General features: G+C 63.5%; 16 protein-coding genes and 1 pseudogene. 7 read left to right on the top strand and 10 right to left on the bottom strand.

Annotated features, from left to right (window positions below; genetic code table 11):
• Positions 1 to 168: 168 nt before the first annotated feature.
• Positions 169 to 1263 carry an acyltransferase family protein gene (locus LB557_RS08850; RefSeq protein ID WP_224644179.1) on the top strand — a complete coding sequence of 365 codons (1095 nt, stop codon included), beginning with the start codon at positions 169 to 171 and terminating at the stop codon, positions 1261 to 1263.
• A 29-nt stretch (positions 1264 to 1292) separates the two neighbouring features.
• On the opposite strand, the gene LB557_RS08845 is transcribed toward LB557_RS08850, so the two are convergent.
• The 6 genes from LB557_RS08845 to LB557_RS08820 form a co-directional block, all read right to left on the bottom strand.
• On the bottom strand, positions 1293 to 3293 hold the full coding sequence (locus LB557_RS08845; RefSeq protein WP_224644178.1) for a glycoside hydrolase family 127 protein: 2001 nt from the start codon (positions 3291 to 3293) through the stop codon (positions 1293 to 1295).
• A gap of 86 nt (positions 3294 to 3379) precedes the next feature.
• Positions 3380 to 4237 carry a carbohydrate ABC transporter permease gene (locus LB557_RS08840; protein WP_224644177.1) on the bottom strand — a complete coding sequence of 286 codons (858 nt, stop codon included), beginning with the start codon at positions 4235 to 4237 and terminating at the stop codon, positions 3380 to 3382.
• Complete coding sequence (locus LB557_RS08835; protein ID WP_140724950.1) at positions 4237 to 5163, bottom strand: carbohydrate ABC transporter permease; 927 nt, start codon at positions 5161 to 5163, stop codon at positions 4237 to 4239. The genes LB557_RS08840 and LB557_RS08835 overlap by 1 nt, the downstream gene beginning before the upstream one ends.
• Before the next feature lie 172 nt (positions 5164 to 5335).
• Complete coding sequence (locus LB557_RS08830) at positions 5336 to 6613, bottom strand: ABC transporter substrate-binding protein (RefSeq protein WP_224643363.1); 1278 nt, start codon at positions 6611 to 6613, stop codon at positions 5336 to 5338.
• 74 nt (positions 6614 to 6687) lie between these two features.
• Positions 6688 to 7731, bottom strand: a complete 1044-nt coding sequence (locus tag LB557_RS08825) for a LacI family DNA-binding transcriptional regulator (RefSeq protein ID WP_224643362.1) — start codon at positions 7729 to 7731, stop codon at positions 6688 to 6690.
• A gap of 383 nt (positions 7732 to 8114) precedes the next feature.
• Entirely contained in the window at positions 8115 to 8348 is a 234-nt protein-coding gene (locus LB557_RS08820; protein ID WP_015316770.1) for a hypothetical protein, read from the bottom strand.
• A 323-nt stretch (positions 8349 to 8671) separates the two neighbouring features.
• Between LB557_RS08820 and LB557_RS08815 the strand changes: the two genes are divergently transcribed.
• Positions 8672 to 9169 carry a GAF domain-containing protein gene (locus LB557_RS08815; protein WP_140724959.1) on the top strand — a complete coding sequence of 166 codons (498 nt, stop codon included), beginning with the start codon at positions 8672 to 8674 and terminating at the stop codon, positions 9167 to 9169.
• Here LB557_RS08815 and LB557_RS08810 read toward each other — a convergent pair whose 3' ends face one another.
• From LB557_RS08810 to LB557_RS08795, 4 genes are all read right to left on the bottom strand, one after another.
• Entirely contained in the window at positions 9170 to 10234 is a 1065-nt protein-coding gene (locus LB557_RS08810; RefSeq protein WP_224643361.1) for a YeiH family protein, read from the bottom strand. It lies immediately after the preceding gene.
• Between the two features lie 140 nt (positions 10235 to 10374).
• A complete protein-coding gene (locus tag LB557_RS08805; RefSeq protein ID WP_224643360.1) occupies positions 10375 to 10761 on the bottom strand; it encodes an ester cyclase in 387 nt (128 codons plus the stop codon).
• A gap of 111 nt (positions 10762 to 10872) precedes the next feature.
• On the bottom strand, positions 10873 to 12312 hold the full coding sequence (locus tag LB557_RS08800; RefSeq protein WP_224643359.1) for a PAS domain S-box protein: 1440 nt from the start codon (positions 12310 to 12312) through the stop codon (positions 10873 to 10875).
• A 64-nt stretch (positions 12313 to 12376) separates the two neighbouring features.
• Entirely contained in the window at positions 12377 to 13270 is an 894-nt protein-coding gene (locus LB557_RS08795) for a LysR family transcriptional regulator (RefSeq protein WP_224643358.1), read from the bottom strand.
• Between the two features lie 145 nt (positions 13271 to 13415).
• Between LB557_RS08795 and LB557_RS08790 the strand changes: the two genes are divergently transcribed.
• The 5 genes and pseudogenes from LB557_RS08790 to LB557_RS08770 all read left to right on the top strand — a co-directional run bounded on the left by LB557_RS08790 (position 13416) and on the right by LB557_RS08770 (position 16325).
• Positions 13416 to 13811: a cupin domain-containing protein gene (locus LB557_RS08790; RefSeq protein ID WP_224643357.1), complete on the top strand. Its 396-nt coding sequence runs from the start codon at positions 13416 to 13418 to the stop codon at positions 13809 to 13811.
• A gap of 45 nt (positions 13812 to 13856) precedes the next feature.
• Positions 13857 to 14198: a carboxymuconolactone decarboxylase family protein gene (locus tag LB557_RS08785; protein ID WP_141906931.1), complete on the top strand. Its 342-nt coding sequence runs from the start codon at positions 13857 to 13859 to the stop codon at positions 14196 to 14198.
• 2 nt (positions 14199 to 14200) lie between these two features.
• Positions 14201 to 15191: pseudogene (locus LB557_RS08780) on the top strand (aldo/keto reductase).
• 269 nt (positions 15192 to 15460) lie between these two features.
• On the top strand, positions 15461 to 15925 hold the full coding sequence (locus LB557_RS08775) for a GNAT family N-acetyltransferase (RefSeq protein WP_224643356.1): 465 nt from the start codon (positions 15461 to 15463) through the stop codon (positions 15923 to 15925).
• Positions 15926 to 15941: 16 nt separating this feature from the next.
• Positions 15942 to 16325 (top strand): ACT domain-containing protein, encoded by a 384-nt coding sequence (locus LB557_RS08770; protein ID WP_224643355.1) that lies wholly within the window; start codon positions 15942 to 15944, stop codon positions 16323 to 16325.
• The last annotated feature ends 113 nt before the right edge of the window (positions 16326 to 16438 follow it).

Raw genomic sequence — 16438 nt, 5'->3', positions numbered from 1 at the left:
GGGGCAGCGCGGACGGCAGATGATTGCCAACGGCTTCAACACGGCGGCCCGCGGACGCTGCCAGCCTCACCGCAAGACAGCCGCGTTTACGATCTGGGAAGCTTGATGGTGCTAGACATCGCGGGATGATGGCTGGCCAGCCGGGCCGGCCGGTTTGGATTCGCCGCCATGAACAGCAGCCCAATGCGCGTGCCGTGGGTGGACACGGCCAAAGGCCTCTCGATCATCCTCGTGGTCATGATGTACTCGGCCTACAACACCGGCGAGTATACAGGCGGCGTCGGCTTTCTCCACTATGTCATCGGCTTCGCGACGCCGTTCCGGATGCCGGAATTCTTCCTGATCTCGGGGCTGTTCCTGTCGCAGGTGATCGACCGGCCGTGGCTGCGCTATATCGACCGGCGCGTCGTCCATTACCTCTATTTCTACGTGCTGTGGGCGATCATCTCGATCGGGCTGAAGATCGGCATCTTCAGCCGGGATCCCGCCGGCATGCTGCACGACCTGGCAATGGCCGTCGTCCAGCCCTATGGCGTCCTGTGGTTCATCTACATGCTGGCGGTGTTCGGTCTTGCCGCGAAACTGCTGCGGCAGCTTGCCGTGCCCGCCTGGATCGTCATCCCGATCGCCGCCGGCCTGCAGATGTGGGCGCCGCATCCCGACAGCTACGCGGTCGAACAATTCGCCGCCTATTTCGTCTTTTTCTACGTTGGCTTCGTCATGGCGCCGCTGGTGTTCCGGCTCGTCGAATGGACGCAAGCCCGCCCGGCGCTGACCGTCTCCGGGCTCGTCCTGTGGGCTGTCGTCAATGGCCTGCTGGTCTATTCGTCGGGTTATGCCATGCAGCCGGTCGGCATGCAGATTGGCTTGGCGGCATGGCCGCCGCTGCATCTCGTCCTGGCCGTCGCCGGTGCCGTGGCGCTTTGCGTGCTTGGCGGTTTCCTGTCGAAATTTCCCGCCATGGAATGGCTGCGCTGGCTGGGCGAACATTCCCTGGTCGTCTATGTCGCCTTCACCATTCCGATGTCGCTGTTCCGCGGCGCCGCACTGGCAAGCGGCCTGCTGACCGACACGGGCTTGCTCAGCCTGGCGGTGCTGCTGGTCTCGATCATCAGTCCCATCGTGCTCTACTTCATCGTGCAGCGCATCGGCTTCGGCATGTTCCTGTTCGAGCGGCCGGCCTGGGCGCATATTGACGGCAGCGCCGCGAAAGCAGCGCCGAAAAAGCCGCTGACCGCCGCCGCCCAGTCAAGCCGGACATAACCGGCCGCCCCACGGCGTTGCCGCCGGTATCAACTATCCCGCAGCCAGACCAGCATCTCGCCGGGCTCGCGGTTGTCCCAGGCGAAATAGGGGATGGCGGTCAGGCGCGTCTCGACCCTGGCCGGCGGATCGGCGCGATAAAGGCCGTCCTGCCAGCCATCCCCGGCATCGGCTTGTGCCGTGGCTGAAAGCGTCACCACACCGCCGAGCAGATCCGGTTCGTCATGCGCCTCGATGCCGGCCGTACGCGGCAGGGTCAGGCGATGCAGGCGGCTGTCATTGTCGATCGCCTCGACGCAGTAGATCAGCGGCCCGCGCGACAGCGCGACGCGGCCGGCATCCTGCCTCACCTCGGGATTGGCATAGAGCCGCTCGATCGGCATTTCGAGATCGAGCCTGACACGGTCGCCCTTCTTCCATTGGCGCCGGATCGCGGCGTAGCCGTCACTGGTCACTTCTGCGAGGTCGATCGCCTCGCCATTGATCTCGAGCTTGGCCTTGGAGCTCCAAGCCGGCACACGCAGGTGCAGCGTGAACTCTACCGGCGCCTGCGGCTCAACGGTGATCTCGACGGCACCATCCCAGGGATAGCGGCTCGCCTGCGTCAGTGTGACCGGTGTGTCTGCAATGTCGAAGCGGGCGGTGGAATCGCCATAGAGATGAACTGCCAGCGCGTCGTCCGCCAGGCTGTAGAAATAGCTGCCGATCGAGGCGACCATGCGCCCGATATTGGGCGGGCAGCAAGGGCAGCGGTGCCATTTCCAACGGTTATGCTTGCCCCGGCTTTCCAGCGGGTTCTCGTAGAAGAACAGCGAACCGTCGAGCGACAGGCCCGAGATCGAGCCGTTGTAGAGCGCGCGCTCCATCATGTCGGCGTAGCGGGCGTGCGGCCCCATGCCGAGCATGCGGCTCGCCCAGAACACCAGCCCGACCGACGCACAGGTCTCGGCATAGGCGGTTTCGTTGGGCAGGTCGTAGTCGCTGGTGAAGCCCTCATTGTGCGCCGACGGGCCGAGCCCGCCGGTGATGTAGAGGTTCTTGGTGGTGAGGTCGTCCCACAGCCGGTCGAGCGCCACCCGCAACGTGTCGTCGCCATATTCGGTCGCGATGTCGGCCATCCCCGAATAAAGGTACATGGCCCGCACCGCGTGGCCGACGACCTTGTCCTGCTCGCGCACCGGGATGTGCGACTGGCTGTATTCGTAGGTCTTGAAATGATAGGCCTTCGGGTCGGCGCCACGGGCGCGCGCCTCCTCGTCGAAATAGTGCGGCTGCTGCCCGCGCTGGTCGATGAAGTATTTGGCCAATTCCATGTACTTTTGTTCGCCCGTCACTCGCGCCAGCTTGACCAGCGCCAGCTCGATCTCCTCATGGCCGCAATAGCCCTTTTTCTTGCCGGGCTCTGGTCCCAGCACCGAAGCGATGTGGTCGGCGTAGCGGCACATGATGTCGAGCAGCTTGCGCTTGCCCGTCGCCTGGTAGTAGGCGACCGCGCCCTCGATGAGGTGGCCGGCGCAATAAAGCTCATGGCAGTCGCGCAGATTGGTCCAGCGCTTGCCCGGCTGGATGCGCTGGTACCAGCTGGAGAGATAGCCGTCCTCCTGCTGCAGCCTGCCATACATGTCGATGACGGCGTCGATCTTCTTCTCCAGTTCGGGATTCTTACGCCGGTAGAGCGAATAGGCCGCGGTCTCGATCGTCTTGCCGAGATCGGAATCCCAGAACATCTGCGTGGTCACCGTCGAGCCGGTGAAGCCGGCGGAGGCCGCCTCGTCGGGCGAGGGCGAGTGGAACGGAATGACGACGCCTGGCGAGGGCTGGTCCGGATCGATCTGCTCCAGCATGCGCGCCGCCACGCAGCGGTCGTAAAGGATGTCGGCGGTGCGCGTGGCAACCGCCTCGGCGCGGTCGCCCCAGAAGCCGCGCACGTCGACCTGCGGCACCGGCAGCGGGCGGAAGGCGAGCTTCGGCTTGCCCGTCTCCTGCGATTTATTTGGGGTGGCGTGCCGGGGGGATGGCGATGCGGTCATGAACTCACTCCATTCGATCTGACGTCTATCTCTTTGTTTGGGCATGATCTTTCCGAAAACCGGTTCCCACTTTTCGGGATCATGCTCTATTTGACGGCCCCGGCCATCAGGCCGCGGATGTAGAAGCGCTGCAAAGCCAGGAACAGGATCAGGCACGGCACCATCATCACGGTGACGCCCGCCTGCACCGCGCCCCAGTCGATGGCGCCGAAGCGGCCGGACTGAAGTGCGGTCATCATCACCGGCAGCGTGAACTTGGACTGGTCGGTCATCAGCACCAGGGCAGCGAGGAATTCGTTCCAGGCGCCGAGGAAGGCAAACAGCGCGATGGTGACGACACCAGGCCAGACCAGCGGCAGCATGACCTTCATGAGCATGGTGGCGTTGCCGGCGCCGTCCATGCGCGCGGCCTCCTCGATCTCGCGCGGCACCGCATCGAAGGCGTTGCGCATCATGAAGATCGAGAACGGCAGTTGCAGCGTCACATAGACGCCGACCAGGCCGGTCAGCGTGTTGTGCAGGCCAAGCTTGGTCAGCACCAGGAAGATCGGCGTCAGGATCGACTGGAACGGGATCATGATCGTCGACAGGATGAGGACGAAGAACAAGTCCTTGAACGGGAACCGAAACCGCGAAAAACCGTAGCCGGCGAGCACGCTGACGATGACCGACAGCATGACCGTCATCACCGAGACATAGATGCTGTTCTGCGCCGAGGCCCACAGGCCGTCGCCGAAACTGTTCAGCGTTTGATAGTTCTCCAGCGAGAAGCCCGTCGTCGGCCAGGGCGGCAGCGGCGGCAGGCGCGCCTCCTGTGCCGGCTTGAAGGCCGACAGCACCGTCCACACGATCGGCGCGACGAACAGCACCGAGGCGACGATTCCGGTGGAATGCCTGGCCAAGCGCGCGGCAAGCTTGCCTGTGCCCGATATCGCCTGCGCCATCAGTCGAGCCCCTCGGGTTTGCGCAGCAACCAGAGCTGGACGAGGCTGAGCGCCACCAGGATGACCAGCAGCACCATCGAGAGTGCCGCGCCATAGCCGAGCTTGAACGAGACGAAGGACTGGTTGAAGATCCAGTACACCGCCGTCAGCGTCTGGTTGCGCGGGCCGCCGCGCAGGATGATGTAGAACTGGTCGAAGGCAAGGATGGAGCCCGCGACCGACAGGATCAGCGCCAGCGCCAGGGTGCGGCGCATCAGCGGCAAGGTGATCGCCCGGAACCTGGCGAACGGCCCGGCGCCGTCGATGACGGCGGCCTCCTGCAGATCCTGCGGGATCGACTGCAGGCCGGTCATCAGGATGATCATGGTGAAGCCAGCGACCTTCCACACCACCATGGCGATGATCGACCAGAAGGCCGGTTGGAAGGTGGCGAGCAGGTTGAACTTCTTGTCGATCAGGCCGAGATCGTAGGCGGCGGGGCTGAACAGGCCGGAATCGACGTTGAGCAGCCACGACCACAAAAGGCTCGCCGAGGCAAAGCCGACCACCGCCGGCATGAAGAACATGGTGCGGTAGAGGTTGGTGAATGGGCGCGGCCGCTCGATGAAGATCGCCAGCGGAAAGGCGACGGCGAAGATCGCGATGGTGACGATCAGCGTGTAGTAGCCGGTGAATCTCAGCGCGTTCCAGAACCTGGTGTCGCGCAGGATTGCCCAGTAATTGCCGAGGCCGATGAAGGAGTGCTCGCCCATCAAGGGCCAGTTGTGCAGCGACATCCAGGCCGTCATGCCGAGCGGAATGACGAAGAACAGCATGACCAGCGCCACCGCCGGCGCGACATAGAGCAGGCCAATCCATTGCCGGCGCCCGGCGCCAACGCGTTTGCGGACGCGGGGTGGGGCGGTGGTTGCGGTGATGGTGGTCATGGCTGTTTCCCTGGCGCTGCGTCCCCTCCTCCTCGAGGGGAGGGTCCGGCCGAAGGCCGGGGGTGGGGTCCTCCGCCAAGCGCGCCGACATCAAGGAACGTCGAGCACTGCCGAGACGACCCCACCCGAACCTGCGGTCCGACCTCCCCTCAAGGGGGAGGTGGAGGCGGCGCTACTTCTCCGGCGCCTGGTCGATGATCGACTGCATGGTCTCCTGGGCGTTTGCTATGGCGCCATCGACGTCGTCGCCGAAGAACACCTCGTTGATCATCTGTGTCCACGGGCCGTTGGCGGAGTTGATCAGGTCGTTGAACACCACCGAATACGGCGTCTTGCCCTTGGCCATCGCCTCGGCGGCGATCTGGTAGCGCGGGTCGAGCTCCTTCAGCGCGTCCTTGGCGATGTCGCCGCGCACCGGCAGGCTGCCGTATTTGGCCAGGATCGTCTGGCCTTCGAGCGAATAGGCGAAGTCCAGGAACTCCTTCACCACGGCGAGTTTCTTGGTGCCCTTGGTGACAACGAAATTGTCGCCGCCGGCAAAGGACGACCAGTTGCCATCCTTGCCCGGCAGGAAGGTGACGCCGTAGTCGACATCAGGATATTGCGTGTTGAGCGCGCCGATGGCGAAGGCGCCGGAGGGCGAGATGCCGATATTGCCGGCGGCGAAGGCGGCAAAGAAATTGGCGCCGGTGTCGGTCTGCGCGCCCGCCGGCACCAAATCCTTCTTGACCATCGAGCGGTAGAGATCGATGGCGCCGCGCAATTGCGGGCTGTCCGGCGTCGCCTTGGAGCCGTCCTCCGACAGGATGTCGCCGCCCGAGGCCCAGATCAGCGGCGTGAAGGTGAAGATGTTGCAGCCACCGCAATTGCCGGAGAAGTAGAAGCCCTTGATGTTGCCGCCAAGCGCGTTGACCTTCTCGGCGTCGGCTTCGATCTCGGCCCAGTTGGCCGGGCCCTTTTCAGGGTCGAGGCCTGCCTGCTTGAACAGCTTCTTGTTCCAGATCAGCACCGAGGCGTCGGCCGAGAAGGGCAGGCCGTAAATGCGGTCCTTGTAGGTGCCGGTCTTCACATGCGCGGGCGACAGGCTGGCGAAATAGGGAAGCGATTTCGCCCAGTCGGTGATGTCCTCCAACTGGCCGGCGGCTGCGAAGGAGGGCGTGTAGATCAGGTCGAGCGACAGCGCGTCGGGCGCCGTGCCGCCGGCCGCGGCCGCGCCATATTTCGGGATGATCTCGGCATTGGGGATGATGTCGAGCTTGACCTGGTCCTTGTTCGCCTTGTTGAAGGCGTCGACGATCCTCGGCATGAAGTTCGAGCCGTCGGCGCGTACCCAGATGTTGGCGGTTTCGGCGGCGGCAAATTGCAGGCCGCAACCCAGAACGGCAGCCGTCAACGCCAATTTGGTCAGGGCCAATTTGGTCGGGGCCAGTTTGGCAATCAAAGTCCTCATGTTCTCCTCCTCCTCATTTGGCCGCGATGCGCGGCTTGCCGCCGATCGCGGCGCTTCGTTTCTCAGCCGTCTTTTTAGCCGTCGGGCAGGCGGCCGCAGGACCGCCGCACCACCAGCCGGCACGGCAGTTTTCGGATGCCCGGCGCGGCGGGCTTGCCGCCGACCAGGGAAAGCAGGGTCAGCCCGGCCTCGCGGCCGAGCGCTGTCAGGTTCATGTCGACCGAGGTCAGCGGCGGGCGGGTCGCCTCGGCCACGATCTCCCAATTGTCGAAGCCGATGACGCCGACATCGCCGGGAACGCTCAAGCCACGCTCGCGCAGAGCATCGATGACGCCGCGCGCGATCTGGTCGTTGCCGCAGAAGACGGCGTCCGGCTTTTCTCCGCCGCCATCGAAAAGGATCGTCACCGCCTCATGCCCCCAGGCTTCCGACCAGGCGCCGAGCAGGGGTTCGATGACGGACAGGCCGTTCTCGATCAGCGCGGCGCGATAGGCCTGCGCCCGTTCATGCACCACGGCGAAGCTGGCCGGGCCGGTGACATGGGCGATGCGCTTGCGGCCGAGCCGGCAGAAATGGTCGACGGCCAGCCGCGCCCCGCCGGCGTCGTCGGAAACGAAGGCGACGGCGTCGGGATCGGGCTGAGTGAAGGCGTAGATCACGGGGATGCGCAAATTGGCGAGATCGATCGGCAGATGGCGGTCGATGCGCTTGCCGGTGGCGATGATGCCGTCGACGCGCTTGTCGAGCATGGCCTCGACATGGAGCTGGCCGAGACGGGGATCCTCCTCGACATTGCACAGGAATACCGAGACGCCGGCATCGACCAGCGCATCCGAAATGCCCGACATCAGCGGCAGCGAGAAACGGCCATAGGTGTCGTTGGTGAGCAGGCCGACAGTAAAGGAGCGGCGCCTCAGCAGGCTCTGCGCCAGGCTGTTAGGCCGGAAGCCCAGGTTGCGCGCCGTCTCGCGAATGCGCTCGCGGGTCTCGGCGGTCATGCGCCCCTGATCGTTGAGCGCCTTGGATGCAGTGGCAACGCTGACGCCGGCCTGCGCGGCCACGTCGCGCAAGGTGACGGGTTTGGGAAAGACCGGAACTGGCTGGTCGTCCGATGCCATCGCGGCAGAAATCCTTGGTTGGAAAAAGGTTTTCCCTTACCGGCCGGAATTAAGCCCGGCTAACGGCCGAACCCCATCGGGACTGTCTGGAAAAACCTTTTCTCAACTTGAAGGCTAGGCCAGATCGGGGGACCGATCAAGAGGAAAATGGCCAGATCAGGGTTCCTCGGTACCATCCGCTATTTCGCGCGCGGCCGCGACGTTTCGCATCTTCGAGGCCGAAAGGCAGGTGAAAGGGAACGCGCCGCGGTGTGGAGCTGGACGCTCTTGCCCTTGGTCGGCAGGACCATTGCATGGCTGGAACGTCAGACGTGGCTTGAGCCGCCGCATTCCTCGACTTGGTGCAAGCCCAGCGGGAGACCGCTCACGTCCTTGGAGTGACTCTATGCCTTCTTGGCCACACGCTTCTTTTTCGGCGCCGGGTTCAGCGCTTCCGCCACGCGATCGGCTTCTTCCTTGGCCAGGCGCAATTCCCTCAGCCTTGCCGTCTTGATCTCCCTGGCCCTCGCCTCGGACATGTATTCGGCGGTTGCCTTGTTGCGCTCCGCGGTTTTCTTCTGCTTGTCGACAAAGCGGGCTTCAGCTTTTTGCATGATCGTCTGATTGCCGTCGGCCATTGAAGAAATCTCCTTCGCGCGTGAAATCGTGAAAATGAACTTCTCGATAAATAGGCGCCCGGAAGGAAAAATTCAATCTTTCGAATAATTTGGCCTCCTTGTCGGCGTCAGGAGACCGCGCTCCGAAATAATACTTTTGAAATTTTTCTCCCGCCGGAATCAAATCTTGCGCCGGGAATGGAGATAGGGCCAAGGCGCCAACGGACAGAATTTCGAGCGGAAAACCGTTTCGCATTTTCCTGGAATTGCCTAGGATGGTCCGGTGGTCGTTTGGTGCAGGGTTTGCGGAAACGGAACCGCGATTCCCAGTTTGGAGACAAATCATGTTCGCGGCCCAGGCCATCGATATCTCAGACAAGGCCGCGTTCTACCGCGACCTTGCCAAGCAATTGAAGGCGCTGCTCGAGGGCGAGCACGATTCGATCGCCAACGCCGCCAACACCGCGGCGCTGATCTTCCAGATGGTGCCCGACCTCAACTGGGCCGGCTTCTATTTCCTGGCATCGGACGAGGAATTGGTGCTGGGACCCTTCCAGGGCAAGCCGGCCTGCGTGCGCATCGCCGTCGGCCAGGGCGTATGCGGCACGGCGGTCGAGCTCGGCACCTCGATGCTGATCAAGGACGTGCATGATTTCCCCGGCCACATCGCCTGCGACGCCGCCTCGCGCTCCGAACTGGTCGTGCTGCTTGAGGACGAGGAGGGCGTGTTCGGCGTGCTCGATCTCGACAGCCCGCTGCCCGGCCGCTTCGACAGTGCCGACCAGACCGGCATCGAGGCGCTTGCGGCGATCTATGTCGCGGCGAGCTCGTTCCAGGATTAATTAGCCTGAGACCTTCACCAGCATCAGGCTGAAGCCGCCGATGAACAGGAAGGCGCAGAAGGCGAGCGCCAGCGGGCGCAGGCCGCGCGAGCGCAGTTGCGAAATGTCCGCCTGCAGGCCCATGGCGGCCAGCCCCATGGTGAGCATGATGGTGGTGGCCAGCACTACCGCCTGCTTCACTTCGGCTGGTATCGTAACCAGGCTGTTCAATGCCACGACGGCGACAAAGGCGGCGACGAACCACGGCATGGGCGGGCGTGCAGCCGACTGGTCGTCACTTTTGCGGCGCGCCATCAGGCCGAGCGCGATGACCATCGGCGCAAGCATGGCGACGCGGGTCAGCTTGGCGACGGTGGCGATCTCGCCGGATTGGGTGCCGTTCTGGAAACCGGCGCCGATGACTTGCGCCACCTCATGGATGGAGGCGCCGGCCCACAGTCCGAAGGCGTGCTGGTCGAGGCCGAGCAGCGGCGCCAGCAGCGGGAAGCCGAGCATGGCGATGGTGCCGAACAAGGTGATCGAGGCGACGGCATAGGTGACGTCCTCGTCGCGCGCATCGGTGACGATGTTGGTGGCGACGATCGCCGAGGCACCGCAGATCGAGGTGCCGGCGGCGATCAACTGGGTGAGCTTGGCGTCGACGCCGATCAGCCGGCCGAGCGTGATGGTGAAGACGAAGGTGGCGCCAAGGGTCAGTGCGACGATGCCGACGCCGCCGGTGCCGATCGAGACGACCTGGCCAAGCGTCAGCTGGAAGCCGAGCAGCACGATGGCGAAGCGCAGCAGGCGCTTTTGCGAAAAAGCGATGCCCGCCTTGGCGTGCACCGGTGTGCCGAGCACGTTGGAATAGACCATGCCAGCGACGACGGCCAGGATCATCGGGCTGAACAGGGCGAAACCGGAGACATTGCGGGCCGAGAAGGCGACGGCCGTGATCATCGCCACCAGCACGATGCCGGGAATGATGCCGTTTCCCAGGGAATCGAGGCGCTTGCGACCTTGGGCCAGATCGGCGGAAATCAGGCCTTTCGGAATACCGTTCGCGATGTGGATCAGGGACGACAATGCAATTCTCCGTGCAGGCATGCCGGAGAAATGTCATTCCAAGACTAATCTTTCCAACGAATTATTTTCGTTAGAATGATCGATTTTTACGAACGGTCTTAGGCGCGCTTCGAAAAGCAGACGAGCGGTGAAGGGCCGGCCTACAGCTGCGCTTCGATCGCCGCCTTGTCGATCACCGACCAGACGTGCCTGATCCTGCCGTCGAGAAACTCGTAGAAGACGTTCTCGCTGAAGGACACTTTCCTGCCGTTGACCGGCAGGCCGAGAAAAGTTTCCTTCGGCGTGCAGTTGAATTGAAGGCGGCTCGCTATGAACGGCATATCGGCGATCAGCAGCTGGATGTCGAAATAGAGATCGGGAATTTCGCGAAAATCCCGCTCCAGCATGTCGCGGTAACCCGACAGGCCGATCCGGTCGCCATTGTAGTGCACTTCCTGGTGTACGAAGCGGTCGAGGCTCCGCCAATCCTGGGTGTTGAGGCAGGCGATGTAGCCACGATAGCTATTGGCAAGATCTTCATCGGTCATGGCATGCTCCGGTGCTTTGCCAACCGCATGTCTTCCACGACTGTTCCGGACGGCGAAAAATGCTTGTTCGGGGAAGACATAGAGCGGCGATGCCGGAATGCGAGTGCGGCATCAGGGAAGGACTTCGAACTCCGGTCCGCCGATCACCTCGTCGATCGCCTGTGGGTCGACGTGCTCGCTGTCGACCGAGGCTTCGAGCTGCAACAAGGGGGCTTCAAGGGTCCAGGTGACGCCGTGGCTGTCATATTCGAGAATGCCGGTGCCACTTACAGCTGCTGGAGCGACGCGCTGGAGCACGACGGTGCCGAAACCGCCATGGCCGATGTTCTGCACCTGAGGACCATCGCGCTCTTTCCAGATCAGCTGGAACCGTTTCAGGGCGCCTGCCTGGCTCACCTTCCATTGCACCGATATCGTTCCCTCGGCGGCCGAAAGCACGCCATATTTGGCGGAATTGGTCGCCAGTTCATGAAAGGCGATGCCGAGATACTGGACGGCATTGGGGTTCAGCGTCAGGGAAGGGCCAGCCATGGAAATCCGTTCCTCGTTGCCGAACGGTTTGGCTTGTGCCAGGAGCAGCTCGAAAATCGTCGCGCCTCGCCAGTCGCCGGACACCAGCAGGTCGTGCGAGAGCGACAGCGCCATGATGCGCTCGCGCACCTGGCGTTCGAACTCCGCCGGTGTCGAGGACCTCTTGCTGGTCTCGCGGATCATAGAGATGATGACGGAATACTGGTTCTTGACCCGATGGTTGACCTCGCGCATCAGCATGCGGATGCGATATTCGCTCTCCTTGGCTATCGAGATGTCGCGGGCGATCTTGGAGGCGCCGATGATCCGGCCGACAGCATTGCGTACGGGCGAGATCGTCAGGGACACGGGCACTAGGCTGCCGTCCTTGCGGCGGCGGATGGTCTCGTAGGTCTCGACCCGCTCGCCTTTGCGGATGCGCTCCAATATGCGCGGCTCCTCGTCCAGATGGTCATCGGGTATCAGCATCGTCACGGACCTGCCGACCGCTTCGTCGGCGGTGTAACCGAACAGGCGCTGGGCGCCTGAGTTCCAGCTCTTGATGACGCCGTTCAAATCCTTGCTGACGATTGCATCGAAGGAGGATTCCACGATGGCCGACAGATGATGCCTGGCCTCGTCGGCAAGATGCCGGTCGGTGAGGTCGAACAGCATGTTGACGGCCCCGACCAGCCTGCCTTGGTCGTCATGGAGCGGCGTGGGATAGGGAAGGAAGGGCACGCGCGTGCCGTCGGGACGCTGCGAGATGGCCGACTGGTTTCTGACCGGCCGGTTCTCCCGCAACGCAACGGCCATCGGGCATTGGTCGTGCGGCAACACCTGCCCGTCGGTCGTGAACAGCTTGTGCGTTACGCACCACTGGTCTTTTCCGAGCTCGGGCTCGCGCCCGGCAAAATCGGCCGCGGCCCGGTTGAAATAGGTGATCCTGCCTTCGCTATCGGTCGTGTAGATGGCGACAGGAAGATTATCGAGGATTTGATGGGATAGATCGAGTGTCGAACTGTTCGACAGGTCCGTCATGCGCAAGGTTCCATTTAACCACCGTGAACGCTGTCCGGCTGAATTGGTTCCCTGGACCCGTAGGCTAGCCGCGATAACGCAGCGCATCGACCAGCAGCGTAAAGGCGGGCGTCGCCTGGCGGCGGCTGGGATAGTAGAGGTGGTAGCCGGGAAACGGCGGGCACCAGTCGGCTATGAGCCGCAACAAACGGCCATCGGCGAGATGCGCCGTCACTTGATCCTCCGGGAGATAGGCGAGGCCGACGCCGGCCAACACGGCATTCATGCGCAGCCCCGCCGTGTTGAAGATCAACTGGCCGTCGACGCGCACCTTCAGCTCGCGTCCGGCCTTCTCGAATTCCCAGGCATAGAGCCCGCCATAGGTCGGCAGGCGCAGGTTGATGCAATTGTGATCGGTCAGGTCCTGCGGCGTGCGCGGCTTCGGCCGGCTTGCGAAATAGGCCGGCGAGCCGACCACCGCCATGCGCATGTCGGGACCGATGCGCACCGCGATCATGTCTCGCGCCACCTGTTCACCCAGCCGTACGCCGGCGTCATAACGCCCGGCGACGATGTCGGTCAGGCCGTAGTCGACGACGATCTCGACCCGGATGTCGGGATATTGCGGCAACAGCCGGGCGATGGCCGGCCACAGGACCGTGTCGGCCGAATGTTCGCCAGCGGTGATGCGGATGGTCCCGGCGGGCTTTTCTCGCAATGCGCTCAAGGCGGCGAGCTCACTCTCGATCTCGTCGAGCCTCGGTCCGACGGTGCGGACCAGGCGTTCGCCGGCTTCGGTCGGCGAGACACTGCGCGTGGTGCGGGTCAAAAGCCGGACGCCCAGCCGCTCTTCCAACGTGCGCAAGGCATGGCTGAGCGCCGATTGGGATACGCCAAGCTTGGCCGCCGCCCTGGTGAAGCTCTTCTCGCGCGCGACGGCGAGGAAGGCGGTCAACTCATTCAGATTGTCGCGTGGCATTGATGAATTTCTCTCATAAGTACATGCCGGATATAGCAGCTACTCGTGACCATCGCAGCCCCTAAATAGATTGCAATCAGCCGGACAAGCCGGCGCTGCTGGTTTGGCGGCAATGTCCTCCCGGCATCACGAAAGGACGGAAAACGTGGAGATCACACGAAGCGGCTCGCAGCACTCGGCGAAGGGACCCGCCGAATATTTCACCGGGGCGGTGCGCATCGATGCACCCTTCAAGGGCAGCGACCCCGCGCGCGTCGGCGGGGCCACCGTGACCTTCGAACCCGGCGCGCGCACGGCCTGGCACACGCACCCGCTCGGCCAGACACTTATCGTTCTGTCGGGCGCGGGGCTGGTGCAGCGCGAAGGCGGGCCGATCCAACAGATCCGTCCCGGCGACATCATCTGGTTCGCGCCCGGCGAAAAGCATTGGCATGGGGCGTCGCCGACAACGGCGATGAGCCATATCGCCATTGCCGAAGCGCTCGACGGCAAGGTCGTCGACTGGATGGAGCATGTCACCGACGAACAATACGGGATTTGACCGACCAGGCCGCGCACCCACCGATAGCACAAGAAGGAGACCCTCATGACCGATGCCCCAGCGCCTCCCAAAAGCCCGTTTTCCGACATCGCTCCAGCACTCGGCACCTATACCGACGAGGTGCTTTTCGGCGACGTCTGGAAACGCCCCGGCCTCTCGCCGCGCGACCGCAGCCTCGTCACCGTCGCCAGCCTGGTCTCGGGATACCAGATCAACGAGATGCCCTTCCACATGAAGCGGGCGCTCGAGAATGGGGTGACACCGGACGAGCTCATCGAGGCCATCACGCATCTTGCCTTCTATGCAGGATGGCCGCCGGCAAGCACTGCGATCGGCATCGCCCGCAAGGTCTTCGAACAGGCCGACGCCGAGAAGAAGGGACAGTGACGATGCAAAAGCGCACACTTGGAAACAGCGGCCTCGAAGTCTCGGCCATCGGCCTGGGCTGCATGGGCATGAGCCAGTCCTATGGGCAGCCGATGGAGACGCCGGATGCAGTCCGTCTGATCCGGGCGGCATTCGAGCGCGGTGTCACCTTCTTCGACACGGCGGAGGTCTACGGACCGTTCAGGAACGAAGAGGTCGTCGGCGAGGCGTTGCAGCCAATCCGCGACCAGGTGGTGATCGCCACCAAATTCGGCATCGACATCGCCGGTGCGGCCGGACACCAGGGCATGGACAGCCGGCCGCAGCATATTCGCGACGTCGTCGAGGCCTCTCTCAAGCGGCTGAGGACGGACTACATCGATCTTCTCTACCAGCATCGTGTCGATCCGGTCGTGCCGATCGAAGAGGTGGCTGGCGTGGTGAAGGACTTGATCAGCCAAGGGCAAGGTGAAGCATTTCGGCCTCTCGGAAGCGGGGGTGCGCACCATCCGCCGCGCTCATGCGGTGCAGCCGGTCGCCGCGCTTCAGAGCGAATATTCACTCTGGTGGCGTGAACCCGAGGAGGCGATCCTGCCGGTCCTCGAGGAACTGGGAATCGGCTTCGTGCCTTTCAGTCCGCTGGGCAAGGGTTTCCTCACCGGCGCCATCAACGCCGGGACGACGTTCGATGCCAACGATTTCCGCAACAGCGTTCCGCGGTTCACGGAGGAAGCCCGCCAGGCAAACCAGGCACTGGTCGACGCCATCGTCGCGATCGCGGCTGACAAGAACGCGACATCGGCACAGGTCGCGCTTGCCTGGCTGCTGGCGCGCAAGCCCTGGATCGTTCCGATCCCAGGCACGACCAAGCTAAACCGCCTTGAGGAAAACATCGGATCTCTCGCCGTTGCCCTGACAGCGGACGATCTTCGCGATATCGAGAACGCGGTCTCGGCGATTGCCGTCCAGGGAGAACGATACTCCCCGCAACAGGCGGCGAGGATCGATCGCTGAGGGTCCCAGCCGTATCAGGCCAAGGCGTTGCCGACGGTTTGGCCCAATGACAGGCCGAGGCGGTGTCTTGACGCGGGACCGTTGCTGCTCCAGCTTGCCGCCATGTTCGTTCCCGCGCCCGTCATCGCCAAGCGACGCCGCTTCCGCCCAGCGCGGAGCGGTACGCTGATTGCGCGACGACAAAGGCCGGCAGGATAAATCCGGTTCGCTCGTTTCAAGCCCCGCCCGCGACAACAGCCGGCGGGGTTTTTCATGCCTGGAGCACTGTCATGACCATCGAGTCTGCCATCCGGTTTCGGCCGGCCGAACCCGCCGATGCCGCCGCCATCCGCGACATCGTGCGTGCCGCCTATGCCAAATGGGTGCCGGTGATCGGCCGCGAGCCGCTGCCGATGCGCGCCGACTACGAAAAGGCCGTCGCCGAGCATCCGTTCGACCTCGCCGTCGAGGACAGCCGCATCGTCGGCATGATCGAGACCACGCTGGCCGACGATCACCTGTGGATCGAGAACGTCTGCGTCGCGCCGGAAGCGCAGGGCAGGGGTATCGGCCGGCTCCTGCTGGAGCGTGCGGAAATCAAGGCGCGCGAGGCGGGCCGCAACGGGCTTCGCCTGTTGACCAACGGCGCCTTCGAAGCCAACGTGTCGCTCTACAAGCGGCACGGCTATACGGTCGACCGGGAAGAGCCGTTCATGAATGGCGTGACGGTCTATATGAGCAAGAGGTTGGAATGACGATCGGAGCGCCACGATGGCTGCGAGGATAACGCTGAAACAACTGCCCGGGCTCTATGCGATTTCCCGGCTTCAAGCCGCTGACGGGATCCCCGGCTGGGCGGACGGACCAGGTTTCGTCAGCATCACCAGGACCGACGACGAGCTCTCGATCACCTGCCTTCAGGATCGCGTGCCCGATGCCGTCACGCATGACCGCGACTGGGTCGCCTTCAAATTGCAGGGGCCGTTCGCGTTCGACGAAACCGGCATCGTGCTGTCCGTCATCAGGCCGCTGTCGGAAAACGGGCTGGGCATCTTCCTGGTATCGACCTTCGATGGCGACCACCTGCTGGTGAAAGCGGCAGACGAGCCCGCGGCAAGAGGCTTGCTGGGCGAAGCCGGGCATACGCTGCTATAGTCCGCTCATCGCTGGTCCAGCCGTCTGGCTCAACCAGTGGCGCGTTGGCTCAACCAGTTCGGGGGTTGCGTTTGACAGCGCCGTTTGCGCATCGTTATTTCTATCCAGATATC

Origin of the sequence: Mesorhizobium sp. BR115XR7A (assembly GCF_020165315.1) — a bacterium.
GTDB lineage: Bacteria > Pseudomonadota > Alphaproteobacteria > Rhizobiales > Rhizobiaceae > Mesorhizobium > Mesorhizobium australicum.
Note: the sequence above shows the minus strand (reverse complement) of the source record. Positions and strands in the feature narration are given on the sequence as shown.

Bases quoted from the DNA above. Each gene is read 5' to 3' on its own strand.
- LB557_RS08845 (WP_224644178.1), bottom strand. From the start codon at position 3,293: ATGACCGCATCGCCATCCCCCCGGCACGCCACCCCAAATAAATCGCAG.
- LB557_RS08785 (WP_141906931.1), top strand. From the start codon at position 13,857: ATGACCGATGCCCCAGCGCCTCCCAAAAGCCCGTTTTCCGACATCGCT.
- LB557_RS08800 (WP_224643359.1), bottom strand. From the start codon at position 12,312: ATGACGGACCTGTCGAACAGTTCGACACTCGATCTATCCCATCAAATC.
- LB557_RS08850 (WP_224644179.1), top strand. From the start codon at position 169: ATGAACAGCAGCCCAATGCGCGTGCCGTGGGTGGACACGGCCAAAGGC.
- LB557_RS08820 (WP_015316770.1), bottom strand. From the start codon at position 8,348: ATGGCCGACGGCAATCAGACGATCATGCAAAAAGCTGAAGCCCGCTTT.
- LB557_RS08830 (WP_224643363.1), bottom strand. From the start codon at position 6,613: ATGAGGACTTTGATTGCCAAACTGGCCCCGACCAAATTGGCCCTGACC.
- LB557_RS08770 (WP_224643355.1), top strand. From the start codon at position 15,942: ATGGCTGCGAGGATAACGCTGAAACAACTGCCCGGGCTCTATGCGATT.
- LB557_RS08795 (WP_224643358.1), bottom strand. From the start codon at position 13,270: ATGCCACGCGACAATCTGAATGAGTTGACCGCCTTCCTCGCCGTCGCG.
- LB557_RS08840 (WP_224644177.1), bottom strand. From the start codon at position 4,237: ATGGCGCAGGCGATATCGGGCACAGGCAAGCTTGCCGCGCGCTTGGCC.
- LB557_RS08775 (WP_224643356.1), top strand. From the start codon at position 15,461: ATGACCATCGAGTCTGCCATCCGGTTTCGGCCGGCCGAACCCGCCGAT.
- LB557_RS08805 (WP_224643360.1), bottom strand. From the start codon at position 10,761: ATGACCGATGAAGATCTTGCCAATAGCTATCGTGGCTACATCGCCTGC.
- LB557_RS08825 (WP_224643362.1), bottom strand. From the start codon at position 7,731: ATGGCATCGGACGACCAGCCAGTTCCGGTCTTTCCCAAACCCGTCACC.
- LB557_RS08815 (WP_140724959.1), top strand. From the start codon at position 8,672: ATGTTCGCGGCCCAGGCCATCGATATCTCAGACAAGGCCGCGTTCTAC.
- LB557_RS08835 (WP_140724950.1), bottom strand. From the start codon at position 5,163: ATGACCACCATCACCGCAACCACCGCCCCACCCCGCGTCCGCAAACGC.